The organism is Mesorhizobium shangrilense (assembly GCF_040537815.1).
Lineage (GTDB): Bacteria > Pseudomonadota > Alphaproteobacteria > Rhizobiales > Rhizobiaceae > Mesorhizobium > Mesorhizobium shangrilense.
The window spans coordinates 2,963,287-2,989,079 of record NZ_JBEWSZ010000001.1; the positions used below are offsets into that span (position 1 = coordinate 2,963,287).

At 64.4% G+C, this 25,793-nt stretch carries 22 protein-coding genes; 10 read left to right on the plus strand and 12 right to left on the minus strand.

Features of this window, described 5'->3' with window-relative positions:
* The first annotated feature begins 18 nt into the window (after positions 1–18).
* The 9 genes from ABVQ20_RS14705 to ABVQ20_RS14745 are packed head-to-tail and all read left to right on the plus strand — an operon-like array spanning position 19 to position 10,137.
* Positions 19–1,032 carry an ABC transporter permease gene (locus ABVQ20_RS14705; RefSeq protein WP_354460239.1) on the plus strand — a complete coding sequence of 338 codons (1,014 nt, stop codon included), beginning with the start codon at positions 19–21 and terminating at the stop codon, positions 1,030–1,032.
* Positions 1,029–1,910, plus strand: coding sequence for an ABC transporter permease (locus ABVQ20_RS14710; RefSeq protein ID WP_354460240.1), 882 nt, complete (start codon positions 1,029–1,031; stop codon positions 1,908–1,910). The genes ABVQ20_RS14705 and ABVQ20_RS14710 overlap by 4 nt, the downstream gene beginning before the upstream one ends.
* The gene (locus ABVQ20_RS14715) at positions 1,907–3,991 is read left to right on the plus strand and encodes an ABC transporter ATP-binding protein (protein WP_354460241.1); all 2,085 of its coding nucleotides are present in this window, start codon (positions 1,907–1,909) and stop codon (positions 3,989–3,991) included. Before ABVQ20_RS14710 ends, ABVQ20_RS14715 begins: the two co-directional genes overlap by 4 nt.
* Complete coding sequence (locus ABVQ20_RS14720; RefSeq protein ID WP_354460242.1) at positions 3,988–5,241, plus strand: MFS transporter; 1,254 nt, start codon at positions 3,988–3,990, stop codon at positions 5,239–5,241. Before ABVQ20_RS14715 ends, ABVQ20_RS14720 begins: the two co-directional genes overlap by 4 nt.
* The gene (locus tag ABVQ20_RS14725) at positions 5,238–6,011 is read left to right on the plus strand and encodes an SDR family NAD(P)-dependent oxidoreductase (protein ID WP_354460243.1); all 774 of its coding nucleotides are present in this window, start codon (positions 5,238–5,240) and stop codon (positions 6,009–6,011) included. The genes ABVQ20_RS14720 and ABVQ20_RS14725 overlap by 4 nt, the downstream gene beginning before the upstream one ends.
* Before the next feature lie 30 nt (positions 6,012–6,041).
* Positions 6,042–7,067, plus strand: coding sequence for an NAD-dependent epimerase/dehydratase family protein (locus ABVQ20_RS14730; RefSeq protein WP_354460244.1), 1,026 nt, complete (start codon positions 6,042–6,044; stop codon positions 7,065–7,067).
* A gap of 12 nt (positions 7,068–7,079) precedes the next feature.
* The gene (locus ABVQ20_RS14735) at positions 7,080–8,021 is read left to right on the plus strand and encodes an allantoinase PuuE (RefSeq protein ID WP_354460245.1); all 942 of its coding nucleotides are present in this window, start codon (positions 7,080–7,082) and stop codon (positions 8,019–8,021) included.
* On the plus strand, positions 7,996–9,357 hold the full coding sequence (locus ABVQ20_RS14740; RefSeq protein WP_354460246.1) for a dihydroorotase: 1,362 nt from the start codon (positions 7,996–7,998) through the stop codon (positions 9,355–9,357). Before ABVQ20_RS14735 ends, ABVQ20_RS14740 begins: the two co-directional genes overlap by 26 nt.
* A 6-nt stretch (positions 9,358–9,363) precedes the next feature.
* Positions 9,364–10,137 (plus strand): SDR family NAD(P)-dependent oxidoreductase, encoded by a 774-nt coding sequence (locus tag ABVQ20_RS14745; RefSeq protein WP_354460247.1) that lies wholly within the window; start codon positions 9,364–9,366, stop codon positions 10,135–10,137.
* A gap of 93 nt (positions 10,138–10,230) precedes the next feature.
* On the opposite strand, the gene ABVQ20_RS14750 is transcribed toward ABVQ20_RS14745, so the two are convergent.
* From ABVQ20_RS14750 to ABVQ20_RS14790, 9 genes are read right to left on the minus strand one after another with little or no spacing between them, the layout of a single operon-like run.
* Positions 10,231–11,136: an SMP-30/gluconolactonase/LRE family protein gene (locus ABVQ20_RS14750; protein WP_354460248.1), complete on the minus strand. Its 906-nt coding sequence runs from the start codon at positions 11,134–11,136 to the stop codon at positions 10,231–10,233.
* A 41-nt stretch (positions 11,137–11,177) separates the two neighbouring features.
* Positions 11,178–12,719: a trimethylamine methyltransferase family protein gene (locus ABVQ20_RS14755; protein ID WP_354460249.1), complete on the minus strand. Its 1,542-nt coding sequence runs from the start codon at positions 12,717–12,719 to the stop codon at positions 11,178–11,180.
* Positions 12,720–12,739: 20 nt separating this feature from the next.
* Positions 12,740–13,708, minus strand: a complete 969-nt coding sequence (locus tag ABVQ20_RS14760; RefSeq protein WP_354460250.1) for a D-2-hydroxyacid dehydrogenase — start codon at positions 13,706–13,708, stop codon at positions 12,740–12,742.
* 4 nt (positions 13,709–13,712) lie between these two features.
* A complete protein-coding gene (locus tag ABVQ20_RS14765) occupies positions 13,713–14,630 on the minus strand; it encodes a dihydrodipicolinate synthase family protein (RefSeq protein WP_354460251.1) in 918 nt (305 codons plus the stop codon).
* A 13-nt stretch (positions 14,631–14,643) separates the two neighbouring features.
* Entirely contained in the window at positions 14,644–15,207 is a 564-nt protein-coding gene (locus tag ABVQ20_RS14770) for a hypothetical protein (RefSeq protein ID WP_354460252.1), read from the minus strand.
* Positions 15,208–15,217: 10 nt separating this feature from the next.
* Positions 15,218–18,073 (minus strand): 2Fe-2S iron-sulfur cluster-binding protein, encoded by a 2,856-nt coding sequence (locus tag ABVQ20_RS14775; RefSeq protein ID WP_354460253.1) that lies wholly within the window; start codon positions 18,071–18,073, stop codon positions 15,218–15,220.
* Positions 18,070–18,333, minus strand: a complete 264-nt coding sequence (locus ABVQ20_RS14780) for a sarcosine oxidase subunit delta (protein ID WP_354460254.1) — start codon at positions 18,331–18,333, stop codon at positions 18,070–18,072. The genes ABVQ20_RS14775 and ABVQ20_RS14780 overlap by 4 nt, the downstream gene beginning before the upstream one ends.
* Before the next feature lie 4 nt (positions 18,334–18,337).
* The gene (locus ABVQ20_RS14785) at positions 18,338–19,579 is read right to left on the minus strand and encodes an FAD-dependent oxidoreductase (protein ID WP_354460255.1); all 1,242 of its coding nucleotides are present in this window, start codon (positions 19,577–19,579) and stop codon (positions 18,338–18,340) included.
* Positions 19,569–20,966 (minus strand): MmgE/PrpD family protein, encoded by a 1,398-nt coding sequence (locus ABVQ20_RS14790; protein ID WP_354460256.1) that lies wholly within the window; start codon positions 20,964–20,966, stop codon positions 19,569–19,571. The genes ABVQ20_RS14785 and ABVQ20_RS14790 overlap by 11 nt, the downstream gene beginning before the upstream one ends.
* Before the next feature lie 160 nt (positions 20,967–21,126).
* On the opposite strand from ABVQ20_RS14790, the gene ABVQ20_RS14795 reads away from it, so the two are divergent.
* Positions 21,127–22,062, plus strand: a complete 936-nt coding sequence (locus tag ABVQ20_RS14795) for a LysR substrate-binding domain-containing protein (protein ID WP_354460257.1) — start codon at positions 21,127–21,129, stop codon at positions 22,060–22,062.
* Between the two features lie 84 nt (positions 22,063–22,146).
* Here ABVQ20_RS14795 and ABVQ20_RS14800 read toward each other — a convergent pair whose 3' ends face one another.
* From ABVQ20_RS14800 to ABVQ20_RS14810, 3 genes are read right to left on the minus strand one after another with little or no spacing between them, the layout of a single operon-like run.
* Complete coding sequence (locus tag ABVQ20_RS14800; protein ID WP_354460258.1) at positions 22,147–23,364, minus strand: mandelate racemase/muconate lactonizing enzyme family protein; 1,218 nt, start codon at positions 23,362–23,364, stop codon at positions 22,147–22,149.
* Positions 23,364–24,269 (minus strand): D-2-hydroxyacid dehydrogenase, encoded by a 906-nt coding sequence (locus tag ABVQ20_RS14805; RefSeq protein WP_354460259.1) that lies wholly within the window; start codon positions 24,267–24,269, stop codon positions 23,364–23,366. The genes ABVQ20_RS14800 and ABVQ20_RS14805 overlap by 1 nt, the downstream gene beginning before the upstream one ends.
* Positions 24,269–25,774 (minus strand): aldehyde dehydrogenase, encoded by a 1,506-nt coding sequence (locus ABVQ20_RS14810; protein WP_354460260.1) that lies wholly within the window; start codon positions 25,772–25,774, stop codon positions 24,269–24,271. Before ABVQ20_RS14810 ends, ABVQ20_RS14805 begins: the two co-directional genes overlap by 1 nt.
* Positions 25,775–25,793: the final 19 nt, after the last annotated feature.

The window sequence follows — 25,793 nt, forward strand, 5'->3', positions numbered from 1 at the left end:
ATCGGAACTGGCCGGCTGATGGCGATATTCCTGGCGAAGCGGTTGACGATGATGCTGCTCACCATGATTGCCGCATCGTTCCTGGTTTTCGCCGTCTGCGAATTCACGCCCGGCAGCGTCGCGCGCAAGTCTCTCGGCCCCTTCGCGACGCAGGAGCAGGTCGATCTTCTCACCAGGAAGCTGAAGGCGGATGATCCCCTGCTCGTGCGCTATGGCCGCTGGGCAGGGGTGCTGCTCGGCGTCATCCCCGATCCGCTGCAGGACCCGGACACCGGCCTCAATTTCAAGGATTCGCGCGGCGCGCAGTATTTTGGAAATTTCGGCTATTCGACGCTGAACAAGCTGCCGGTCAACGACGTGATATGGGACAGGCTCGGCAACACCGCCATTCTTGGCGGCCTGGCATTTCTGTTGATCGTCCCTCTCTCGATCGTCTTCGGCATTTTTTCGGGATTGAAAGAGGGCGGCGTGCTCGACCGCGTCCTCTCGATCGTTTCCATCACCTTCACCTCGATCCCGGAATTCGCCTCGGGCGTGTTTCTGGTGACGCTGTTCGTGATCCTGTGGCCGGTGTTGCCGGGCACCAGCCCGCTCGACACAGGAAGCGGCTGGTCGATCCCCTCGCAACTGGTGCTGCCCGTTGCGGTGCTGGTCATCTACGACTTCGGCTACGTCGCACGCATGATCCGCGTCTCGATGATCGGCGTGATGGAGAAGCCCTACATCCGCACGGCCGTCCTGAAAGGCATGACAACCCGCCAGGTCGTGCTCGGCCACGCGCTGCGCAACGCAATGATCGCGCCGTTCACCGTTCTCCTGCTGCAGATCAATTTCCTGATCAGCGGTGTTGTCGTCACCGAGTTGGTCTTCGCCTATCCCGGCTTCGGCCGGCTTCTCCTCGACGCCAGCCTGTTCGGCGATATCGCCACAATCGAGGCGGCGACGCTGATCACGGTCGCCATCGCGGTGGTCACCCAATTCATCGGCGACATTGGTTACATGTTGCTCGATCCGCGCATAAGGTTGAGATGAGCGTACTGGCCGAGCAGAACGTGATGGACGCAGGGGCCGCGGTTGCCAAAAGCGCGAAGGGCCGGAAGTGGACGCAGATCCTGCGCTCCCGCACGGCGATGGTCGGCCTCTTTCTGATAAGCTTCTGGGTTCTGGCAGCGCTGCTCGCGCCAATCCTGCCGCTTTATTCGCCCACCGAGCAGGACGTCATGGCGATGGCCGATCCGACGCCGTCGGCAGCCCACTGGCTGGGCACCGACATCCTCGGCCGCGACGTGCTCTCAAGGCTGATATTCGGAGCCCGAACCGTGCTTGTCGTGGCGCCGCTTTCGGTCGCCGTTGCCATGATTGCCGGCATCACGATGGGCATGTTCGCCGGCTATTTTGGCGGCTGGATCGATGCCGTGATCAGCCGCTTCTCCGATATCGTCCTCGCCTTTCCCGTGCTTGTTCTCTACGTCATCCTGATTGCCAACATTGGGCCGTCCGTACTCAACATCGTCATCGCCACGACGATCGCTTCAGCGCCAGGCATAGGCCGGATCACGCGCGGCCTGGTGCTTGGCTTGAAGGAGCAGGAATACATCGCGGCGGCCAGGCTGCGCGCCGAAAGCACGCTCTACATCATGGTGGTGGAGCTCTTGCCGAATTGCCGTAGCATGCTGATCGTCGATGCCTGCCTGCGTATCGGCTACACGATCATCACCATCGGCATACTGGGCTTTCTTGGCCTCGGCCTGCCGCCGCCCAATCCCGATTGGGGAGGAATGGTCAAGGAAGGCACCACGGTGCTGAATGTGTGGCCTTTGATGTCATTGGCGCCTTCCATCGCCATCGTCAGCCTGGTGCTGGGCTTCAACCTTCTGGCCGACGGGCTGCGGGAGGCCTGGAAGCCATGACGATGACGGCTCCCGAGACAGTGGCGATGGAACCCGGGCACAGTGTGCCGCTGCTCGACATCAGGGATTTGCGCATCGAATTCCGCGGCAAGCAGGAGACGGTGGTTGCCGTGCCAAAACTGTCCTTCAGCGTCATGCCGGGGGAAAGTTATGGCCTGGTCGGTGAATCCGGCTGCGGCAAAAGCACAACGGCCATGGCGATCATGGGCTATCTGGGCGCCACCGGGGTAATCGCCGGCGGCAGCATCCGGCTCGAGGGAGAAGAGCTGGTCGCAACATCGGCGCGCAAACTGCGTGCCATGCGCGGCCGGCGCATCGCTATGGTTTACCAGGACCCGATGAGCGCGCTCAATCCGGTCAAGACAATCGGCGCGCAACTCGCCGAAGTGCCGATGCTGCATCTGGGGGCGACACGCGCCGAGGCGACCGACATGGCAGCCGCCATGTTGAAGGATGTGCGCCTGCCCGACGCGGGCGACATGCTGAAGCGCTACCCGCACCAACTGTCCGGGGGACAGCAGCAAAGGGTCGTCATCGCGATGGCGCTGCTCGGACGGCCATCGCTCCTGCTCCTCGATGAACCGACGACAGGCCTGGACGTCACCGTCGAGGCCGCGGTTATCGACCTCATCGCGGAGCTGCGTCGCCGTTACCGGACCAGCCTTCTCTTCATTTCCCACAATCTCGGTCTGATCGCCGAAAGCTGCGACCGCGTCGGCATCATGTATTCCGGCGAAATGGTGGAGGAAGCGCCGACCCGTGAGTTGTTCAGATCGCCGCGCCATCCCTATACGCAGGGCCTGATAGACTGCATTCCGGATATCGGCGCCGGCAAGCATTCGCGCACACTCGCGGCCATTCCCGGACAGATCCCCCTGCCAGGAGAGCGCCCGCAGGGCTGCCTGTTCGGGCCACGCTGCGCAAGCTTCCGAACGGGCATCTGCGACAACCATTCGGGGCTTCCGCTTGAGCCTGCAGGCGAAAGACACCTGGTTCGCTGCGTGCGATGGCAGGAGGTTGCCCGCGCTCGGGCGACCCTGCCGACACGAGCCGTCGATCAGGCATCGACGGTAGCGGCAATCGAAGTGCTGGGCGTCAGCAAGCTCTACAACATCGGCTTCCACAAGACCTTGAAGGCGAACGAAGCGGTATCCTTCGCGGCGGCCGAGGCTGAGATCGTCGCGCTTGTCGGCGAATCCGGCTGTGGCAAGTCGACGCTCGCACGCATCGTTACCGGCCTCGACCGCGCGACGTCGGGCGAAATCCGCATGGCGGGCCAGAACATTGCCGCGCTGGACGCAAGCCGGCGGTCGCGGCACCTGCTTCAGTCGATCCAGATGATATTCCAGAATCCGGATTCGACGCTCAACCCGTCGCACACAGCCGGCTTTTCGATTCGCCGCTCGCTCAAGAAATTCGGCATCAGCAAGGGCCGTGCCGCGATCGATGCACGCATGCGCGAACTCCTCGAAATGGTGCGGCTGCCCGCCGACTTCGCGCGACGCAAGCCGAACGAACTTTCCGGCGGCCAGAAGCAGCGCATCGCCATCGCGCGGGCCTTCGCCGCCAACCCCTCCCTGATCGTCGCCGACGAGCCGGTGTCGGCACTCGACGTCTCCGTGCAGGCGGCCGTGGTGACCCTGCTGCTCGACATCCAGAAAAACCAGCGCTCGACGATGCTGTTCATCAGCCATGACCTCGCACTTGTGCGGCACGTCGCCGACAAGGTCGTCGTCATGTATCTCGGCAAGGTCATGGAACGGGGCACGGTCGATGAGATTTTCGGCGGCACGAACCATCCTTATACCCAGGCGCTGATCTCGGCGGTCCGCAGCACCAATCTGGACGAGGCGCGAACCCGCATCACCCTGGCCGGCGAAACGCCGAGCCCGGTGGATGTGCCGCCTGGCTGCCGCTTCGCCAGCCGCTGCCATCGCAAAGTCGGGGCGATCTGCGACACCGTCCCACCGCCTGTCCAGCGGATGTCCGATACGCATGAGATAGCCTGCCACATACAGTTGGAGGCGCTGCAGGCGCAGCCTGCCACTCTACCGGCGCTGGAGGCGCACGATCATTCATGAGGTTGCTCCTGTCTTCTCCAGCACGCATCTGGCGGCAGGCCGAGCGCTCGCGCGCCATCCTGCCGATCATGATCCGTATCTGCCTGGCGGGCACCGGCAGCGCCATGCTGACGACAGCCGTCTCGCTTGCGCTCAGCCGTCCGGGTGTCGAATCCTATGTCGTCCAGATGGTGCTCACCGCCTATCCGATCGGGTTCCTGATCGGCTGTCTGCTCAGCCGGCCCATCGTCTCCCGTTTGGGCCACGAACGCACCTTCATGCTGATCACCCTGGTCGCGACGCTCGCTGCGTCCGGCTTCACGCTGACGGACCTCATGCCGGCCTGGTTCTGCTTTCGCCTGTTCGGCGGGCTTGCGATGTCGTCCATGTTCATCGTCTGCGAAAGCTGGATCAACCTCTATGCCGAGCAGCACAACCGGGGGACGCTCTTCTCGATCTACATGCTGACGACGGCCGTAGCGGTGCTGTTCGGCCAGCTTCTCCTTGCCGCGGTCGGCCCGCACTCGCCGCATCTCTTCACCATCGGAGCGGCAACCGTGCTGTTGGCGTTCCTCGGCAAATTCGCTTTTGGCGGCTGGCCGCCCCTGCCCGCTCCACAGCCAGACCCGGTGACGCCCGCAATGCCGCCGCGCAGCGAACGCTATGGCCTCGCGCAGCTTTTCCGCCTCGCGCCAGTGACCGTCGTCAGCATCTTCCAGGCTGGCATCACCAACATGAACATCTTCGTCCTCACGCCGCTCTACGGCGCCATGATCGGCCTGTCGGCCGCTGCCACGGTTGGCCTGGTCACCACCATCAGCATTGCCGGAATGCTGGCACAGACGCCGGTCGGCTGGCTCTCCGACCGTTTCGACCGGCGCGTCATGCTTCTGGTCCAGGGCGTGCTTTCCGTCACCCTGTGTGCGTCGATCGCCTGGCTCGGCAACAGTTCGAAACCACTGCTGTTCCTTCTGTTCTTTCTCTACGGCGCCACCGCGCTGACCGTCTATCCGGTAGCGATCGCGTTCGCCAACTCCCAGCTTCACAGCCGGCACATGGTGGCGGCTTCCGGGACCTTGCTGCTGCTCTACTCGATAGGCAACATCCTCACTCCCGGCCTGGCTTCAGGACTGATGGAGCGCACGGCTCCGCAGGCCATGCTGTTCGTGCTGGGCGGCGGCGGCATTCTCGTCGCGGTCGCTGCGTGCGCCAACCTGATGCGCCCTCCGCTCAAGACGGCAGCAGCGCGCATGACCGGAGCCGATCCATGACGCCGGCGCCAAAACCTGTCCCTGCGCGGCTGGCCGGCAAGGTGGTGCTGATCACCGGCGCCGCGAGCGGCATCGGCGCTGCGATCGCGCGCCGCTGCATGTCGGAAGGCGGCAAGGTCGCATGCGTGGACCAGAATGCCGAAGCTGCCGCAACACTTGCCGTAGAGCTCGGTCCGGACGCGCTGTCCGTCCAATGCGACGTGAGAGATATCGACGCGGTCCGGCAGGCCGTGGATGTCACGCGCGAACGGTTCGGACGGCTTGACGGGCTGGTGCACAACGCAGCCGCGCCTTCGACGGATGGAACCGTCACCGATCTTGATCCGGACAAATGGCGTCTAGAGATCGACGTCAGCCTGACAGGCGCCTTCCTGGTCAGCAAGTTCGTGGTGCCGCTGATCGCCGACGGTGGCGGCGGATCGATCGTTCTCATCGGCTCGCAATTCGCCCGGGTCGCCGTCGGCAAGGCGGTCGCCTATTGCGCGGCCAAGGCCGGGCTCGTCCACCTCGCCAAGGCGATGGCCGTCGATCACGCTGGCCAGGGCATCCGCGTCAACAGCCTGTCGCCCGGAGCCGTGGCCACGGCGCGACTGTTGCAGCGATGGCCCGACCTCGACGCCGCTGATGCCGGACTTGGCCCCGCGCATCTCCTTGGCCGCATTGCCCAACCCGACGAGATCGCGGCTGCCGCGGCCTTCCTGCTCTCCGCCGATGCCTCGTTCGTCACCGGAACCGACCTGCTCGTGGACGGCGGCTATGCGGCACGTTGAACCCATTTTCCCAATGCAAGGTTTCTCGACATGACACTGCTTGTTACAGGCGGCACCGGTTTCGTCATGAGCACCGTCGCACGGCATTGGCTTGACCGCGATCCCAACGCGCGCGCCGTCATCCTCGACCGTTCGGGGCTCGATGCGATGGCGGAGAAATATTTCGCCGACGTGCACGGCCGCCTGAGCGTCATTCGAGCCGATATACTCGACGCCTCTGCATGGTCCGGACTTCTCGACGCCGAAAAAATCACCGCCGTCGTGCACGGCGCGACGATCACGCCGATCTCGCGCGGCAGCGCGTCCGAGGCAAAGCGCCAGCCGGAAGCGGAAGATCCGGCCCGCATCGTCGATGTGAACCTGATGGGAACCGTGCGCATTCTGGAATGGGCGCGAGCCCAGCCTGGCATCCGACGGTTCGTCTATGTCAGCTCCGGCTCGGTCTACCGCCACCACGGGCCGGACTGGAGCGGCGAACCACTACCCGAGGACGGCTATGTCGCGCCGCTCACCCTCTACGGTATCTCCAAGTTCGCTGCGGAAATGGTCGTCAACCGTTACGTCGACCTGTTCGGCCTTTCGGCCGTTTCGGTACGGCTGGCGTCGGTCTACGGACCGATGGACCGCGCCACGGAAAGCCGCAACTTTCGTCATGTGCCCAACCGTGTCGCCCATATGGCGATTGCCGGCGAGACGATCCGGCCCAACAGCCTCGAACCGGTCGGCGACTATGTCCTCTCGACCGACGTGGCGCGGGCGATCACCGCGCTGATCGAGGCGCCCGGACTTCGCTACCGCCACTACAATATCGGCAGCGGCGAGGCCGTCACCATCGGCGACATCATCGCCTGGGCGCGGGAACGTGTGCCCGGCCTCAAGGCCGAGACCAGTCCTGGCGACGCGGCCAACATCGTCCAGGACACGGCGCTCAAGGGCGGCATGTGGGGCGCCTATGACATTGCTCGCATCGAGCGCGATACCGCCTGGCGGCCACTGCCGGGCAAGAAAGCCTTCCACGCCTACATGGACTGGATTGTCGAAAACGAGACGAGCTGAGAGGAATTCGCCATGCCGCAAAACACTGCCACGCCACCGGCGAACGACCAGCCGCGCGACTTCGTCGGCTACGGACCAAAGCCGCCCTTCATGACATGGCCGGGCGGCGTGAAGGTCGCCGTCAATCTGGTCCTCAACTACGAGGAAGGGTCCGAGTACTCATGGATCGAGGACGGCCGCAACGACAATTGGGGCGAGTACAACATCCCCAACAGCCCGCCGGTGCGCGACCTCGGCACCGAGACACATTTCGAATATGGCAGCCGTGCCGGCGTGTGGCGGCTTGCCCGCCTGTTCGACCGCTACAACATTCCGATCACGGTATCGGCCTGTGCGGTCGCCCTGGAGCGCAATCCAGCCGTCGTCGAATGGATGAATGCGCGCGGCCATGACCTGCTCGGCCATGGGCTTCGCTGGGCCGACTATTCGATGATGGAGCGCGAGCAGGAGGAGCGCGAACTGCATCAGGCGATCGCGCTCTACAAGAAGCTGACCGGCCAGCGCCCGCCCAGTTGGAATTGCCGCTCGTTTCCGAGCGTTAATACACGTGACCTGCTCGTAGGCGAGGGCGGCTTCCTCTACCATTCCGACCCGTGCAACGACGACCTGCCCTATTTCACCGACCACGCCGGCACGCGCATTCTTGTCGTTCCCTATTCGAAGACCCTCAACGACAGCCGCTATCTGATCTCGCCGGGCTACAGCAACCCACGCGACTTCGCCGAGGATTGCCGCTCCGCCATCGACTACATGCTCGGCGAAGCCGACGAGACCGGCGGCCGCATGCTGACGATCGGCATCCATTGCCGCTGGACCGGCCAGCCCAACCGCGCCTCGGGCCTGCGCGAGGTGATCGAGCATGTGACCAATACACCCGGCGTTGCCTTCATGCGCCGTCTCGACATTGCGCGTCACTGGCTTGACCATCATGAGAGCTTCGAAAGCCGTGCCTGAAACATTCGATACGCTGATCACCGGCGCGATCGTGGTCGGCACCAATACTCAAAACGCGGCCCAGGTCGGCATCGTCGACGGGCGTGTGGCCGCCTTGCTTGATCCCCGGGAACCGGCGGTGGCAAGGACGGTCATCGCCGCCGACGGCTGTATCCTTTTGCCCGGTCTCGTCGATGCGCACGCTCACCTGCGCGAGCCAGGCCTAACGCACAAGGAGGATTTTTCGTCCGGCACTCACGCGGCGGCGCTCGGCGGCGTGACGACTATTCTCGACATGCCGACCGACGATCCGTGGACGGCAACCGACGCCCAGCTTTCCGACAAGATGGCGCTGGCTCGCGGCCGCATCCATGTCGACGTAGGTTTCCAGGCGGTCGTCAGCCATGACCTCGAGCGGATCGCCCCACTGCACGGGCTGGCGCCGGTGTCGTTCGAACTTTTCACAGCCGATGTGCCCGAGCAGTTCCTGTTTGCCTCGATGGACGAGGTCGTCAGCGCTCTGAAGCGTTTCGCCAGGCTCGATACGCTGGTCGGCATCTCGCCCGGCGATCAGTCGCTCCTGATGGGCAGCGCCCAAAGCGACCGGACCGGCGGCATCGCTGCCTTCCTGGAGAGCCGCTCGGTTCTGGCTGAAGCCGTCGGTATCTCGCGGGCGTTGCTGGCGGGCGCCGCGACCGGGACCCGCATTCATGTGCGGCAGATCAATTCGGCGCTCGGCATCGAAACCTGGCGCCGGCTGCGCGGCATGGCCGATGCCAGCGTCGAGACCACGCCGCAGAACCTGTTCTTCACGGTGCAGGATTATGCAAGTCATGGCGCAAGGCTGAAGGGATCGCCCCCACTGCGCGACAAAGCCGATGTCGGAGCCTTGCGAGACGCACTCGCCGCCGGCCTGATCGACATCGTCGCCACGGACCATGCGCCGCACGACGCGGCGGAGAAGGCAGCGCGCTACGCGACTTTCGCCGAAATTCCAGGAGGAATGCCGGGGCTGCAAACGCTTCTGCAAGCCATGCTCAAGCTGGTCGATGAGGGTCTGATCGGGTTCCGCGACATCGCCCGCATGTGTGCCCAGAATCCGGCCGAAAGGTTCGGGCTGGGCCAACGCAAGGGGCGGATAGCCCCTGGCCACGACGCCGACATCCTGATCATAGATCCGCGCCAGGCCAGCGATATCCGCAACGCCGACCAGGTTTCGAAAGCCGGCTACACGCCGTTCGATGGATGGAGCGTGCGGGGCAGGCTGACGCGCGTCCTGCTTCGGGGCGAGGAGATCATGCGCGACGGCAGGCTGGTGGCCAACGGAAAAGGTCTGGTCCTGACACGGGAGCACTGAGACAAAATGGGACTTCTCACAGCCAAGATCGCCATCGTCACGGGTGCAAGCTCCGGTATCGGCCGCGCCATCGCCCGGCGTTTTGCCGTCGAGGGCGCCAGCGTGGTCATCGCCGACACGATCGAGACGCCGCTCGAAGGTGGCCCCACCACGAAAGAAATGATCGAGCACGCCGGCGGCACTGGCTTTTACGTCCAGACCGACATAGCGGACTGGAATGCCGTCGACCGGATGCTGCAAGCGACGATCGAGCGGTTCGGCCGGCTCGATATCATGGTCAACAACGCCGCCATCTACACCTCGACCAACCTGCTGGAAACCACGCCCGAACAGTGGGCCAAGGTGATCGGCGTCAACCTCACCGGATTTTTCTACTGTTGCAAACGCGCCGTCGGGCAGATGCTCGGCCAGGAGCCTGTCAACGGCGTGCGTGGCCGCATCGTCAATATCTCGTCCCAGCACGGCATGGTCGCCTGCCCCGGTGACTTCCCCTATTCGGTGAGCAAGGGCGGGATTGTCCAGATGACGCGGCAGATCGCCATCGATCACGCCGACGACCTCATCGTCTGCAACGCCATCGCGCCGGGCAAGATCATCACAGGCAAGCCGGGCATCGCCAACGATCCGGATTCGCTTGACTATTCGCGCCGCAGGACGCCGTGGCCGCGCCTCGGCCAACCCGACGATGTCGCCGGCGCGGCCCTCTTCCTGGCCAGTGACATGTCAACCTATGTCACCGGCGTCAACCTGATGGTCGATGGCGGCTGGATGGCCGGCTGACGGGCGGTCTTCGACCAGCTCGAATTGAGCTGCCCGTCGACATCCCGGCGAAGCGCAACACAGGCATTGCGCTTCGCCATCTAAAGCAATGGATCACTGGGGGTTCGCAACCTCATAGACCTTGCCGTGCCATGGCGCTGCGTCGATCTGGTCCAGCGCCATGACGTAAAGCACCTTTTCCTCGGGACCAAAGGCGAAATTCGGCATCGATGGCGACGGCACGGAGAGCGTGCGTAGCAGCTTGGCGTCCTTGTCGACCACGATGATCTTGCCCGGCGCATCAAGCGAGCGCGGGCTCTGCCCAATGTACATCTCGCCCTTCGCGTCCATCTTTATGCCGTCCGGCCAGATATGCGGCTGGTTGGGGAACAGGTCGTCGAGGCGCAGGAACACCCTGCGGTTCGCGAGGCTGTGGTCAGGCTGGACATCGAACTCGATGATGCGGTTGTCCTCGGTCTCGACCAGATAGAGGATCTTGCCGTCGTTCGACATGACGAGGCCATTGGCGTTGTGCAGGTCGCCCGCTTCCTTGGTAACTCTGCCGTCCTTGCCGATGTAATACGCGGACGCGTCGATCAGCGGACCGCCCTTGCCCGATCCGGTGAAATAGATGCCGCCGTCCTTGTCCGGCGCGAAATCATTCGGCCCGCTGAAGACATGTCCGTCCGAATCCTTGTTGTAAGGTGGCAAAGTCTTGCCGTCGGCCGAAATGCGGCCGATCGTGTTGTTGTCGTAGCAGGTGACAACGAATTCGCCTTTGGCTGTCGGCAGCACCGCCGACGGGCCACAGCCATCCTGTTTCCAGAACACCTCATTCTTCTTGCCGTCCCAGGTCGTGACGGTGCCGCGGCCATATTCGACGTAGAACAGCTTGTTCTGGTACCAGATCGGACCCTCAGCGAACCAGGCGTCGGCATTAACGACCTTGACGTCAGCAGCGTGGGCGGATGCAACAAAGGCAAAACCAAGTAACGCGGTCAGAAGACGTGGACTTGTCATGTCATTTCCCCTTCTTTCACATTGTTATCGCTTGATGTTTTCTACGGTTCTCCAGCGCCGATCTCCTCCTTCCGGCGCGTGACATAGGCGTCCAGTTCCTCACGGATGGCCGGGTCCATCACCGGCTCTTCATAGTCATGCAAAGCCTGCTGCCAGAGCAGCGTCGCGCGTTCGAGCGCATCGTGGCCGCCGGCTTCCTGCCAGCTCCCATAGTTCTGCCAATTGGAGAGCATCGGGCGGTAGAACGCCGTTTCGTAGCGCGCCATGGTGTGCTCGGAGCCGAAGAAATGGCCGCCGGTCGGCACGGCCTTTATCGCCTCGAAGCCGAGATCGTCTTCCTCGAAGGGCATGGGCCGCAGGAACTCGATCATGTTCTGCAGGATCTCGACGTCGAGGATGAGCTTCTCGTAGGAGGCTGTGAGCCCGCCCTCCAGCCAACCGGCCGCGTGATAGATCAGGTTGGCGCCGCCCAGCACGGCGCCCCAGGTCGCCATTCCCGTTTCATAGGCAGCCTGAAGATCAACGGCGTTGGACGCGTTGGCATTCGACGTGCGGTAAGGCAGCCGATAGCGGCGGGCCAGTTGCCCGGCGACGATATTGGCCTTGGTGTTCTCCGGCGTGCCAAAGGCCGGCGCCCCCGAGCGCATGTCGACATTCGATGTGAATGCGCCGTACATCACCGGCGTGCCGGGATTGACGAGTTGCGTCAACGTCACCCCGAACAAGGCCTCGGCATTCTGTTGCGCCAGTGCCGCCGCCAGTGTGACCGGCGTCATCGCCCCCATCAGCGTGAACGGCGTGATGGTGATCGGTTGGCCATGCTCGGCCATGGCGATCAGCCCCTCCGCCATGGCTTCATCGAACAGCCGCGGCGAGTTGACGGAGATGATGGTGGTGACGCCGGGCGACGCCCGCATCGCTTCGACGGTAATGCCGCGCGCTATGGCCATCATGGCGATGCTGTCAACGGCGCGGCCGCGTCCGATCGCGGAGCAATGGAAACTCAGGTCGGACAGCGTCAGGTTGGCGCGATAGGTGTCCAGATGACGCGAATTGGCCGGCAGTTCCATCGGCGCCACGACCTGGTTGCCGATGATATGGATGGCGTTGAAGTGGTGGGCGAGGCGGATGAAGTTCTCGTAGTCGCCAAGATTGCCTTGCCGCCGGCCGTTGATGCGGTCGTGCACGTTGGGTGGGCCGGCGACCAGTCCGAAGACCAGCGAATTGCCGCCGAGCGTGATTTGCTTGTCCGGATTGCGTGACGTGAGGGTGAACGATGAAGGCGCGGTTTTCAGCGCCGCCATCACCAGGGACTCATCGATGCGCACGATGTTCTCATTGCGGTCAACGATGGCACCGGCCGTTTCGAACAGCGCCAGGACTTTCTCACCCATGACGCGGATGCCGAGTTCGGAAAGGATGCGCATCGAGGTGCGGTGCAGCTTGTCCATCTGCTCTTCGTTCAGCAGCTGCATCGGTGCATAGGGATTGGTCACGTGCTGCCACGGCAGCTGCGGGATGCCGCCGCCGCTACGGCTCGCCTTCGACCGTCGGCCGCCGCCGCGTCTTTCATGTGCCGTCATTGCCGCACTCCTCCCACATTTCAGTAGCCACGCGTCGGATCGACGACGTTTTCCAGCGGCTCGCCGCGCCGATAACGGGCCAGGTTTTCCGCGAACATCCGCACCGACTTGACATCCCAGCCGTCGTAGACGGACGAACAGTGCGGGGTGATGATCACGTTGTCGTAGCCCCAGAGGGGATGGTCGGCCGGCAGCGGCTCGGTGGCGAAGACGTCGAGCGCCGCCCCCCTGAGCCGGCGAGCTTCGAGAGCCTCGACAAGGGCGGCCTCCTCGACGACACCGCCGCGAGAAACATCGATCAGAACCGCAGTCGGCTTCATCGCGGAAAACGCCTGTCGATCGACCAGCCCGCGCGTCGTCTCCAGGAGCGGCACGCAGCAAACGATGAAATCGGCACGCGCCCAAAGCTCGGGCATGTCGCCGATGCGGTGGACCTCATCGACATTCGGGGTCGGCCCCGGCCGGGCCCGGGCGCCGAGCGTGACCATGCCCATCGCCTTGGCGCGGCGGGCCACGGCCTGTCCAGTCCTGCCAAGGCCCAGGATCAGCAATGTGCGCCCTTCGATGGGCTCGACACGGCCCGCCGTCCACCGCCGCGCCCGCTGGTCGCGGGCAAAGCCCGGCAGGCCCAGCGAGAAGGACAGCATCGCCCCCAGCGCGTATTCGGCCATCATGTCGGCGGCGACCCCGGCCGCGTTGGTCACCGTAACCTTGCTCGGATCCCATGGCAGCAGGTGATCGGTGCCCGAGCCGCCGACCGATACCCATCGCACAGTCGAACTTTCCAGGAGCGCCCGGCGCGGAAACAGCGGCGTGCCGGAGAAGCGCACGGAATAGACGATCTCCGCGCCGGTGTCGGCTATCATCTCGGCCAATCCGCCATAGCTGTCGCAGGCCGCGACCTGGAGATCAGGATGGCTCTCCGCCAGCACCGCGAGCGCCGGTTCCGGCTTGTCGCTGTGAACGATGATCGACGGACGGCCAGTCATGGCTCTACGCCCTGCGCCGCGCGGGAATGACCTCACTCGCTTCTCCAAGGGCGGCAAGAAGCGCCTTGCCGGCGGCAAGCGTGGTGTTTTCATGCGGAGCCCGCAGGTTGAGCCAGCGGTGATCGCCGGACCGCACCGCGAGCGCGGCCTTCATGCCGCCGATCAGCCCGGCGGCCTGCACCGCCTGCCGGAACGCCTTGATCGAGGCGTCGGCGGCGCTCACATCCCGGCCGGCGCGCACGCCGTCATAAACAGCTCTTATCGCCGCCGCATTGAGATTGACCGAGGCCGAAATACAGCCCGCCGCACCACCGGCCAGGCCTTGCGTCAACTGTGCCTCGGAGCTCGGGAACACCGAGAGGTTCGGCGCCGCCGCGATCACCGCTGCCGTGTTGTCCCAGTTGCCGGCACTGTCCTTGTAAGCCACGACCGTATCGGGAAACGCGCTGTTCAGCCGGGCAGCCAGCGCCGGCGTCACCGCCACGCCCGAATTCTGCGGAATGTGATAGAGGATCAGCCGCAGCGACGGGCTCGCGACCCTTTCGATCAATTCGGCATAGTAACGCGCCTGCCCCTCGTCGCCCGCAGCGGTATAGAAGAACGATGGCAGCACCATCACGCTAGCACAGCCAAGGCCGACGGCATGGCTGCTCAGTTCCACGGTTTCCGGCAGCGCCGTGACCCCGGTGCCCGGCATCATCCTGCTGGGCGGAATGCCTGCGTTCACCAGCCATTCAAGCGCCTCGATACGCTCAGGCAGCGACAGCGACAGAGCCTCGCCGGTGGTGCCGAAGGGCGAAAGGAAGTGGGCGCCCTGGTCAAGCACCCATCGCGCGTGCCCGATCCAGAGATCACGGGCAATTCTGCCGTTGGCGTCGAAAGGCGTCAGGATCGGCGCGATCACGCCCTGGATGGTGTTCATCGATGCTTCTCCCTTATGTTCTCTCGCCGGCAGCCTGCTTGGCCGCATGGATGACCGTCCTGACGAAGAAGGCGGTCGCCGCAATGTCGAAAAACACGTCGAAGCCTTCCCCGGCCCGCACTAGGACCGCCTCGAGTTGAGCGACGCGGGTCTGCGCGATCTCGTCTTCGCAAAATCGCCCGGCGCGCAGATCAAGTGCGCAAAGCCTTGCCATGACGCCGTCGACCGCTCGCCCGGACAGCCGCATCCAGGCCCAGCCCTCCTCGCGCCACGACCAGTAGCCGCGCGGCCCGGTCGCATTGTTCCAGTGGACCGTGAGCGTATCCAATTCGCCGTCGACGACCAAGAAATCCTCGCCGCCGAGACGCAGCACGCGCAGGTCGCCATGGGTGCCGATCCGGTTCACGGGCGGCAGTGTGATGCCGCGTCCCTTGAGCCAGGCGGAACTGCCCGGTCCCTTGATGCCGAAGCGGGGCTTGGCGGTCAGGTCGACCAGTTCGACGGCGCCGTTCGGCAGTCCTATGCCCTGTGCGGAGCCGCCGGTGGAGAGCGGAAACTGGCGCGCTAATGGCGACAACGAGACCATCCTAGAGCTCCTGCCGCGCGTTTTCCGGATCGAAGAAGGCATGCATGACCACGGGCGCTCTCAACAGTTCGCCGTCGCGGCATTTGAGGGTGACCAGGGTGCCCTCGGTCGCGTCGTCGGCATGGACATAGGCGAGCGCGATATGATGGCCGAGCGTCGGCGAAAAGCCGACTGACGTGACCTGTCCGACGGGCGCTCCGGCGCGAAGCACGAGGCAGCCTTCGCCCGGTATGTTGGCGTCCTTCGCGAACGTCAGCCCGACCAGCCTGCGTTTCTGGCCGAGACGCGCCCGCATCTCGATCGAGCGCTTCCCTACGAAAAACGGTTTCCGTCTCGACACCGCCCAGCCGAAACCCAGTTCATCCGGGCTGGTCAGCGCGTCCGTGTCCTGGCCAATGAGGATGTGGCCCTTCTCCAGGCGAAGGATACGTGACGCTTCAAGGCCGTAGAGCCGCAGCCCATGCGACCTACCCGCCTCGATCACCGCATCCCATAGCGCGCCGGCATAGCTGGAGGGACAATGCAGTTCGTAGCTGACCTCCCCGGTGAAACCGATGCGCATGACACGCACCGGAACTCCTGCAAGCGTGCCTTCGCGGCCGGACAGATAGCCGAACGCCTGCCGGGAAAAATCGATGTCGCCATCGATCGCCTGCAGCAAGGCGCGCGCGTTCGGTCCGGTGACATTAAGCCCGGAAAACGCCGCGGTGACGTTGAGCACGTCGACCTTCAGCCGCCATTGAGCATTCCAGAACAGCATTTCCGCCTGGACTCTGGCAACGGCGCCCGTGGTGGCGGTGACGTAGAAACGATCGTCGGCAAGGCGGTAGGCGACACCATCGTCGATCACCGCGCCCATCTCGTTCAGCATCAGGCAATAGCGCACACGGCCGACGGGCTGGCCGGCATGGGCCATCGTGTACATGCGATCGAGGAAGGCGCCGGCATCCGGTCCGCGCACTTCCAGCTTGCCTAGCGTCGATACGTCGAGCAGGCCGACCGCCTGTCGCACGGCCGCGATCTCTTCGTGCACCAGCCGCTCGGCATCGACGTCCGCGCCGTAATGATAGGGCCGCCACCAGGCACCCACCGCCCTCATGCGCGCATTAACAGCCAGATGCCGCGCATGGAGCGCGGTCCGCCGTTCGAGCGGTTCGTGATGGCCGGCAAGCACGCCCAGCGTTTCCGGACCTGTCGGAGGCCGCGCGGTGGTAACGCCGATAGCACCGACGCTGCGGCCGGTCGCCTCGGCGACGATCCTGGCCGTCGCAAGCGCCGAATGGCGTCCCTGGCTTGGACCCATCCCCACCGTCGAAAACCGCTTGACCAGCTCCAGTTCGCGATAGCCTTCCTTCACCGTGTTCAGCAGGTCCTTGACCTGCAGGTCCTCGTCGAAGTCGATGAAGTCATGTCCCTTCGGATCGGCAGCGATGGGCTGTGCCCAGCCTTCCGGCTCCAGATCGGTATCGACCGCAGCCACGTCGGAGCAGATCGCATGGCCGAGGCGGGCCAGCGCGTTCAGGCCCGCGCGGCGACCATCCGCAATTGCCGCATCGAGGCTCGACCTGCCAGCGACCGCTCCCGCCAGGAGCATCGAGCCATGATCCATGGTGAGCTTCATATGCGCCGACTTCTCGTCGTAGCCGACCTTGGCTCCGGCCTGGCACGGCAACTGCCAGGCTGGCACCGCGCCAGCCGAAATGACCACGAGATCGCACTCGATCCAGTGGCCGCCGATATGGACGCGGGCGACATGTTTGTTGCCCTTGGTGCCCTGGGCCTCGGCGATGGCGGCGCCCTGCATGATTTGGACCCCGCTGCCTTGCAGTGCCTTGGCCAGGTCGCCCTCGTTGCCCACCGGCCTCGGATCGGCGAGCGCCGCAACGGCAACGCCGGCATCAATGAGGTCGAGCGCGGCATGATAGCCGCCGGCATTGGCGGCGAGCACGACCGCCCGCCGGCCGGGTTTCACCGCGTAATGCCGGATCAGCCGCTGCACGGCACCGCCGGTCATGATTCCCGGCAGGTCGTTGTTGCGGAACAGCGCCGGCTGCTCGATCGCACCGGTTGCGAGAACCACTTGCCGGGCACGTGCCCGATAGAGCCGGTCGCTCTGGATCAGCGGCAGCCAGTTGTCCTCGTACCAGCCGTTGCAGACCGTGCCAGGCAGAATGCGCAGGTTGGGAAGTGCAACTGCTGCCGAGGCCAGTCGTGTCAGCGCGTCCGGCTCGCAGCGCTTGTAGGTCAATGAGCCGCCGATCTCCGGATTCTCGTCGCACAGAACGACATCCGCCCCGGCCTCGGCGGCGGCGATGGCTGCCGAAAGTCCGGCCGGACCGCCGCCGACGACCAGCAGGTCGCAATGGAGATGCGCCATGTCGAAGTCACGATGCGGCGCCTTTGCATCGACCACGCCCAAGCCCGCCTTGCGGCGGATCATCGGCTCCCAGGCTTTCAGCCACGCGTTGCGCGTCGGCCCCATGAACGTTCGATAGTAAAAGCCGACCGGCAGCAGTTTCGCGAACCGGCCGATCACGGCATCGCGGTCGGACTGCAGCGAACCGTTGACGTTCTGCGCCGTCACCTTCATGCCGTCGCGCAGTGGTGTCAGGTCCGCCGCCACGTTCGGCTCGGACGCCAACTGCACCAGTGTGTTGGCCTCCGCTCCGGCCATGCTGAAGACGCCGCGCGGCCGATGGTACTTGAACGAGCGTGACAGCAGCCATTGGCCCGACGCCGCCAACGCGCTGGCGATGCAATCGCCGTCGAAGCCCTCGAACGCCTTGCCCTCGAAGCTGAAGCGAAGCGGCCGACCGCGGTCTATGCGCGAGCCGAAAGGTTCGGGCAGCCGGCTCACGGCCGGCCTTCGTCGCTTGGCGCGAAAGTGCGGATGACCTCGTTGGTCACCACATTACGTTCGGCCAAAAAGAAGAAGTTGCTCGGCACATGGCGCCACCATTCGAGAGCCACGCCCTTGCGGTTGTCGGCCCGGAACAGGTGGCGCGCCCATTCGGCGTCGCTCGATGCATCGGGATCGGGTGCAGCCCGCACCGGCCCGAGCGACTGGAATTCGTCGATGTTGCGCGGACCGTTCATCGGGCAGGTGAGCAGCTTCATGATGTCAATGACTCGCAGCCGTGGCGCCCATTTCGTTCAGCAGCCGGAAAGTCTCGAAGCGCTCCAACGCGAACGGCTTCAGCACATCGGGAACGCGGCCCTTGGCGATCGTCTCGGCCATACGCTTGCCGGCGACGGCAGTGGCCTTGAACCCCCATGTGCCCCAGCCGCAGTCCAGCCAGAGGTTGGCAAGCGGGCTGGCGCCCATGATCGGGCTGTAATCGGGCGTCATGTCGGTGATGCCCGCCCATTGCCTGAGGACCTTTACCCCTTGCAGAAAGGGGAACAGATGCACCGCGCCTGCCGCCAGATGTTCCTTCATGTCGAGCGTCGAGCGGGTCGAGTAGAGCTGGTAGGGATCGGAACCACCACCGATGACGATCTCGCCGCGCGAGGACTGCACCAGATAGGTGTGCAGCGAAACCGACGAAACGAGTGTGTCGAGCCACGGCTTCAGCGGCTGGGTCACCATCGCCTGCAGCGGATAGCAACGGATCGGCAGTTCGATCCCGGCCATCAGCGCGACATCGTAGTTCATGCCGCCGGCGGCGATCAGCACCGCGCCGCAAGCGATGCGGCCGCGGTTCGTCACCACCGCCTGGACACGGTCCCCGGCCACTTCGACGCTCTGCACTTCGGTGCGCTGATGGATTTCGGCGCCGCGCCGCGATGCCTGTGCGGCAAAGCCCCAGGCCACCGCGTCGTGCCTGGCCGTGCCACCATCGGCGTGCCAGAGCCCGCCCAGGATTTCGAGCGCGCCGCCACGATCCATGTTGAGTTGTGGCACGATCTCCTCGACACCCCTCGCGTCGACGACCTCGGTGCGGGTTCCCATGTGCTTGCCTATCTCGGCCCGCAGGTGGAAGCTGCGCAGGGTCGCCTCCGAATGGGCAAGCGTCAGTTGCCCGCGCTGCGAGAACATGACGTTGAAATCCAGCTCCTGCGACAGGCCCTGGAACAGCGAAACACCCTCCTTGTAGAAGGCGACACCCTCCGGCGTGATGTAGTTGGAGCGGATCGTCGTGGTGTTCCGCGCGGTGTTGCCGCCAGCAAGATAGCCCTTCTCCAGCACGGCGATGCTGGTGATGCCGTGATATTTCGACAGATAATGCGCTGACGCCAGCCCGTGGCCGCCGCCGCCAATGATGACCACGTCGTAGGACGGCCTCAGCTCCGGCGTCGCGGGGATATCCCCGGTCACCGGATAGTCCTTGCTGAACCCGTATTTGAGCAGGCTAAGCGGCATAGTGCTGGCCGGCGGGAGGATCGTAGAGCAGCGCCGCGAGGTCGCTGAATCGGCTGCCGGGCGCCGTGAGACCAAGAATGCCGTCGCGGATCGCCGCAGCCCGGGCCTCGCCCAGTACCGGAGCGGCCAGCTCCATGTATTTCGCCATGATGTCGTCGGGCGTGAACGGCGCCTCGGGTCCGCCGCGCGCATGCACGTCGCCGGAATCGAGCACGCGCCCGTCCGTCGTCTCGATGCGGACATCCGCCCAGCGTCCTTGCGGAAAGCGGGCGCTGTGGCGCGGCGATTCGGTAACCTCGACGCGCCTCAGCATGGCCTCGACGGCCGCGTCCTGGAGACCGGCGCCTGAGATATGCTCCAAACCGACGCGGCCGTGCACGATCATGGTGGCAACCGCGAACGCCAGGCTGTACTGCGCTTTCGACGTGGTGTCGGGCATGCCGGCAAACAGCGTCGCGGCGTGGTGAAAGCTGTTGACCCGTACCTTGACGACCTGTGCCGGTCCCAGGCCATATTCGAGACAGAGAGCACGTGTCCCGTCGATCGCCGCATGCGCCCAGCGGCATATCGGATACGGTTTGATATACTGGCGCGACATCTGCCAGAGGCTTCCGATGTCGTCCCAGTGGTGCGCCACGTCCGGCGCTTCCAGGGTGATGGCCGGCGCGCCGGCGAAGCCGAGTTCGGCAAGCACTGCCGCTGAAAGGCCGACCAGCGCGCCCATGCCCGATCCATCGTGCAGCATGGTCGGCGTGGCGATCTCGCGCATCATCTGGCTGCGCGGCCCGTGATACTCCGCGATCCCGAAGGCATGGCGGAGTTGCTCGTCGTCCAGGCGGATGAAGCGCGAGGCCATGGCAGCCACGCCGAGCGCGTTCCAGGCACCGGACGTATGGTAGTCCGAAACCGTGGCATGCAACGCTATGCCGGCGCGGCCTGCGATCTCGTAGCCAATGACGATGGCGGCCAGCGCCTCCGGCCCGCCGAGATCCGGGCACGCCTCGGCAAGCGCCGCCAGCGCCGGGATGACCGCCACGCCGATGTGGCCCTTGGTCGGGCTGTAGCCGTCATGACCGTCGAGGTTGTCGGTTTGGGTGGCGGCCGCGAAGGCGGCGCCAGCCATGCTTACGCGGCGGCCGTCGAACAGCATCCGCGCCGCATGCCGGCCATCGCCGGCGCCGTAGAGCAGGACGGCCGCCTCTCTTGCGATCCGCCCTGCCTCCATTGGTCCGGCAGCGATCGTGACGCCGATCGTGTCCAGGAATTGCAGCGATGCCGCCCGCAATACTTCATTCGGGAACTGGGTGGCGGGTCTGCGCAGCACGAAATCCGCGATCCTGGCGGTAATCTCGCAAACAGCACCGGCCCCCTCGGGCTGATCGACCATTGACGCCACCTTCTCCCCTTGTGAGCCCTATGATTAATTTGGCCTCGCGGCCCATTCACGTCATAAGTTTGGCGCCATTGGCCAAAAAAATCGATGTCACCTCGTCCGGCGCGCTGTAAGCTCCCTGTTCCCGCCATGATCGTCGACCGGAAAAATTGCGATGAAGCCACCGCCCCCGCTCAACTATATCCGTTCGTTCGAATGCTCAGCCCGACACCTCTCCTTTACGCTCGCCGCCAATGAGCTGGGCTACACGCAGGCAGCTGTCAGCAACCATGTCCGGGGGCTGGAACACTATCTCGGCCGGCAACTGTTCATCCGGTATCCTCGCAGTCTCAAGCTGACCGAGATGGGTGAGGCATTCTTGCCGACACTGCGCCAGGCTCTCGACCTCATCGATCACGCAACCGAGGCAATCGTGGCCTCGACCCGCAACAAGACCGTGGTCATCTCATGCCCAATGAGCCTTGCGGAAAATTGGATCGCAGGATGCATGGCCGCTTTCCGCAATCAGCACCCGGACATCGAGGTCGTGCTGCACGGCACGATTTGGGAAGATCTCAGCGAACAGATCGCCGACATCACCATCTCGACGCGGCGCTTCGACGATCGCCCCCCGGCTGGTGTTCCGCTGTGGAACGATCAACTGGTTCTGCTGTGCGCTCCGCAATTGATGATGGGGGCGAACCGGCTCAAGTCGCCGCAGGACATCCTGCATGTGGACTGGATCTTTGTTCACGGAAGACAGGAATACTGGCAGTGCATGGGCGAGGCGCTGGGTATCGACATCTCGGATTATGAAAAGGGAATAACGACAAACGCGTCGAACATCGCGCTGGAACTGGCGGCAACGGGCGCCGGCTGTGTCGCGACCCAGTATTCGCTGGCCAGAACCTACTTGAGCCGCGGCCTTCTCGTCGAACCGTTTCCTGTTCGCACGGCAAGCCCCTGGACCTATTACCTGTCCGAAAGCCAGCTTTCGAAGGGGAGCGTGGTCAAGACCGTCAAAAATTGGATCCTTGAGCGGGCAAAAGTAGATGCGGCAGCTTCCGCAGCATCATCCGCTGCTCCCATTGGCACGGCTGATCCACCCTGAAACCCAACCGTACGGCACCGCCGGCCGGCCAATAGGAGCCCTCCAGCCTCCGATCTTTCGCTCCCCCAAGCGAGGCGGCCGGGATTACGAGGCGAACTGGCTCAAATCTCGCCAATAGCTGTCCGGTGGCGGGCCCCAGTCCGTCAGCACGCAGGAATAGACGGCGGTTTCATCAAAGGGATAACGCGCCTCCATGTCGGGGGTGAGCGTCAGGCCGAGTCCCGGTGCGGTTGGACGGATCAGACGGCCGTTCTCGATGCGCCCCTGGTCGCCGATCATTTCGGCGCCGAGCGGAAAATACAGCATCGGATACTCGACCAGCTTACCGCCTGCGGCGAAGGCGGCGTGATAGCTGGCCATGATCGCGGCGGCACCGCCCCAGGCATGCACGACCACGTCGGTGCCCTTGGCCCTGGCCGCTTCGAACACGTCCATGACCGCCGAAATTCCACCCATCACCGAGGCGTCGGGCTGGACGAAATCATAGACGTCGGCGTTGATGCGCTCGATCATTTCCTTGGGCGTGGTGACGATCTCGCCGCCGCACACCGGCACATCGATACGACCACGCAGTTCACGAAAGGCATCGGGCTGGTCGGGGCCAAGCGCCTCCTCGACAAACACCATACGCCGGTCGGTGATGGCGTGTACGGCTTCTACAAAGGCCACGACATCGTCTACCGCCTGCGGCGGATCGGCAAGGTTCTGGCACATGTCGACGCCGACCTTGATGCCGCGCCGGCCGGCCTCTTCCAGCACCCAGGCCGTGCGCAGGATATCGCGCTTGACCGAACGGATCTTGTAGATCTCGATGCCGAGCGAACCCAGCATGTCCAGTTCGCGCAGGAACTGTTCCTTGGCATCGCAACAGCCGCCCGAACCGTAGATCTCGATCGATTGGGCCTGAGCCCCGCCGAGAAGCTCGTATACAGGGATACCCAGGCTCTTGGCCTTGGCGTCCTGCAAGGCAATCTCGAAGGCCGCGATGACGTGGCGCGCTGCGCCCTGAAGCGACCAGTAATCGCACAGGCTGCGAAGGTCCTTGACCCGACGATCGATGTCGAAGCCATCGCGGCCCATCACCTGCGGGCGGCAAAGGTCGACGATCGCCTGGAACACCAGCGGTGCGAAGACGGCGAGATAGCCTTCGCCCAGCCCGGTTACGCCATTGTCCAGCGTCACCTCCACCATGCCGATGGTGCGCTTGGGCCCATTGGGGAAGCATTCCTTGATTTCCGGATCGTCCGCATCGGCATAGGGCGACGACAGCAGGACGCAGCGGATGTTGGTGATCTCAGCCATCAGTATCCTCGTGAAAAATCGACGACGCCTTCGAGCGGCATGCCGGTGCGAAAGCGCGCCAGGTTTGCCAGGAAGATGTCGATCTTGCGGTCGAGTTCATCCATCGTGCCACCGCCGGAATGCTGCGTCAGGATGATGTTGGGGCAGGTCCAGAACCTGTGCCCCGCCGGCAATGGCTCGTCGCGGGTCACATCGATCACCGCGCCGCCAAGCCGGCCTTGTTCAAGGGCGTCGGCGAGCGCGTCCTCGTCCAGGATCGAGCCCCGCCCGAAATTGCAGAAAAGCGCCCCTGGAGGCAATTTGGCCAGTCGGGCAGCGTCGAAAAGACCCGACGTGGCGGGAGTGGCCGGCGCCGTGCAAACGACCAGATCGGCATCGGCAAGCGCCTTGTCCAGCCCCGCGATCCCCTCGCGCGTGATCGGCGTGATCGCGCAGCCGAATGGCGCCAGCAGTTCAGCCAGCCGCCGGTTGATCGCACCATAGCCGAACAGGACGACGCGCGACCCGCGCAGCACGCGCAGGCGCGTGCGCAAGGGATCGCCAAGCCACTGTTTGCCCGCTTGCAGAAGCACCAGGCGGTCGATGCCCCGATAGAGCGCCAGAATGCCGGCAAGCGCCGATTCCGCGACCGGGTCGGCAAAGAAGCCGGCAAGGTTGGTGACCAGTGTCTCGCCGTGACCGCGCTTCCAGTCGAGGCCAGCATATTCGCCGAACCCCACCGATTCCAGTTGCAGCCAGCGCAGGTTCTGGTTTGCCGCGACCTTGTCAGGCTCGGGGTTGCCGAAAACGATCGCGCAGTCGCTGTCAGCCTCGGCCGCCACCAGCCTGACTGGAAAATCGCCCGCACCGAGCTTGAGCCGCGCCACCTGCTCGTGCGAAAATTCGCCGCAAACGCCGATTTCCATCACCGGGCGGCCGAGGGTCGGGCGGTACTGAACCAGATCGTCTTGGTCTGGAGATACTGGTCCATGGCCTCCGTGCCGTTATCGCGGGCTAGCGAGCCGGAGCGCTTGTAGCCGCCAAAGGGCGTCTTGACGTCGCCTTCTGAGAAACCGTTGACCGAGACGGTGCCGCAGGGCAGCCGCCGCGCCATGTGGATGGCGCGGTCGATATCGCGGGTAAATACGGTCGCGTGCAAGCCGTAGTCGGTATCGCGTGCGATCCGCAGCGCCATCTCCATTCCAGCGACCGGCAGGATGCCGAGGACAGGGCCAAAGATCTCCTCGCGGGCGATGCTCATCGTGGGCGTCATGTCGGCAAAGACAGCGGGCTCGATGAAGTAGCCTGGCCCTGTCGAGCCGCCACCGGTCAGCAGGCGGGCACCTTCGGCCGACCCGCGCTCGATGTAGCCCATCACGCGGGTCTGGTGTTCGGCGGTGACCATGGCGCCGATATTGGTCGCCGGATCGAGCGGATCGCCGACACGGAATGCCTTGGCGCGGACGGTGACGCGATGGGCGAACTCGTCTGCCAGACTGCGGTCGACAAGCTGCCGCATGTTCGCGGAACAGTTCTGGCCGCCATTCCAGAAGGCAGACATCGCGGCATGCTCGATCAGATCGTCAGTGAGATCGGCATCATCCAGCACGATGAACGGGCTTTTGCCGCCCATCTCCAGGCCAATCACCTTGAGATTGCTCTCGCCGGCGTAGCGCAGGAAATAACCGCCGACCTCGGTCGACCCGGTGAAGGAGACTATATCGATATCGGGGTGACGGCCAATCGCCTGGCCGGTGGTCTCGCCGAGGCCCGGCAACACGTTGAGCACGCCGTCCGGGATGCCGGCTTCCTGCGCGAGTTCGGCGAGGCGCAGGACAGACAGCGGCGTCTGCTCCGCCGGCTTGACCAGGACCGAACAGCCCGCGGCCAGGGCGGGCGCCATCTTCCAGGCCGCCATCAGCAACGGGAAATTCCAGGGCAGGACGAGGCCGACCACGCCGGCCGGTTCCTTGACGATAAGCGCCAGGGCATTCTCGCCCGTCGGCGCCACCTTGCCGAACGACTTGTCGGCAAGTTCGCCATACCACTGGAAGAAGGTGGGCACTTCGCGGCCGATCTCGTGCAGGCAGTCGATCACTGTCTTGCCGCTGTCAATGCTCTCAAGAACGGCGAGTTCCTCGCGATGGGTGCGCACCAGATCGGCGAGCCTGAGCATCACCTCCTTGCGAAACTCGGGAGCCGCGCGCGACCAGGCGCCGTCGTCGAAGGATCTGCGGGCTGCCTTGACGGCGCGGTCGACATCGGCTGTGCCGCAATGCGCCACAGCGGTGATGAGCTGGCCGGTCGCCGGGTTGATGGTGTCGAAGGTCGCACCGTCCGCGGCGGTGGCGAATTTGCCGTCAATGAAGGCAAGGCCTTTCGGTGCCAGCTTCGAAGCGAGTGCGTGGGCGCTTTCTTTGGTCAAGGTCACGTTTGTCTCCGTCGAAATA

What these genes read in the sequence shown, in the direction of transcription:
- ABVQ20_RS14705 (WP_354460239.1), top strand. Translation starts at nt 19, where the DNA reads ATGGCGATATTCCTGGCGAAGCGGTTGACGATGATGCTGCTCACCATG.
- ABVQ20_RS14710 (WP_354460240.1), top strand. Translation starts at nt 1,029, where the DNA reads ATGAGCGTACTGGCCGAGCAGAACGTGATGGACGCAGGGGCCGCGGTT.
- ABVQ20_RS14715 (WP_354460241.1), top strand. Translation starts at nt 1,907, where the DNA reads ATGACGATGACGGCTCCCGAGACAGTGGCGATGGAACCCGGGCACAGT.
- ABVQ20_RS14720 (WP_354460242.1), top strand. Translation starts at nt 3,988, where the DNA reads ATGAGGTTGCTCCTGTCTTCTCCAGCACGCATCTGGCGGCAGGCCGAG.
- ABVQ20_RS14725 (WP_354460243.1), top strand. Translation starts at nt 5,238, where the DNA reads ATGACGCCGGCGCCAAAACCTGTCCCTGCGCGGCTGGCCGGCAAGGTG.
- ABVQ20_RS14730 (WP_354460244.1), top strand. Translation starts at nt 6,042, where the DNA reads ATGACACTGCTTGTTACAGGCGGCACCGGTTTCGTCATGAGCACCGTC.
- ABVQ20_RS14735 (WP_354460245.1), top strand. Translation starts at nt 7,080, where the DNA reads ATGCCGCAAAACACTGCCACGCCACCGGCGAACGACCAGCCGCGCGAC.
- ABVQ20_RS14740 (WP_354460246.1), top strand. Translation starts at nt 7,996, where the DNA reads ATGAGAGCTTCGAAAGCCGTGCCTGAAACATTCGATACGCTGATCACC.
- ABVQ20_RS14745 (WP_354460247.1), top strand. Translation starts at nt 9,364, where the DNA reads ATGGGACTTCTCACAGCCAAGATCGCCATCGTCACGGGTGCAAGCTCC.
- ABVQ20_RS14750 (WP_354460248.1), bottom strand. Translation starts at nt 11,136, where the DNA reads ATGACAAGTCCACGTCTTCTGACCGCGTTACTTGGTTTTGCCTTTGTT.
- ABVQ20_RS14755 (WP_354460249.1), bottom strand. Translation starts at nt 12,719, where the DNA reads ATGACGGCACATGAAAGACGCGGCGGCGGCCGACGGTCGAAGGCGAGC.
- ABVQ20_RS14760 (WP_354460250.1), bottom strand. Translation starts at nt 13,708, where the DNA reads ATGACTGGCCGTCCGTCGATCATCGTTCACAGCGACAAGCCGGAACCG.
- ABVQ20_RS14765 (WP_354460251.1), bottom strand. Translation starts at nt 14,630, where the DNA reads ATGAACACCATCCAGGGCGTGATCGCGCCGATCCTGACGCCTTTCGAC.
- ABVQ20_RS14780 (WP_354460254.1), bottom strand. Translation starts at nt 18,333, where the DNA reads ATGAAGCTGCTCACCTGCCCGATGAACGGTCCGCGCAACATCGACGAA.
- ABVQ20_RS14785 (WP_354460255.1), bottom strand. Translation starts at nt 19,579, where the DNA reads ATGCCGCTTAGCCTGCTCAAATACGGGTTCAGCAAGGACTATCCGGTG.
- ABVQ20_RS14790 (WP_354460256.1), bottom strand. Translation starts at nt 20,966, where the DNA reads ATGGTCGATCAGCCCGAGGGGGCCGGTGCTGTTTGCGAGATTACCGCC.
- ABVQ20_RS14795 (WP_354460257.1), top strand. Translation starts at nt 21,127, where the DNA reads ATGAAGCCACCGCCCCCGCTCAACTATATCCGTTCGTTCGAATGCTCA.
- ABVQ20_RS14800 (WP_354460258.1), bottom strand. Translation starts at nt 23,364, where the DNA reads ATGGCTGAGATCACCAACATCCGCTGCGTCCTGCTGTCGTCGCCCTAT.
- ABVQ20_RS14805 (WP_354460259.1), bottom strand. Translation starts at nt 24,269, where the DNA reads ATGGAAATCGGCGTTTGCGGCGAATTTTCGCACGAGCAGGTGGCGCGG.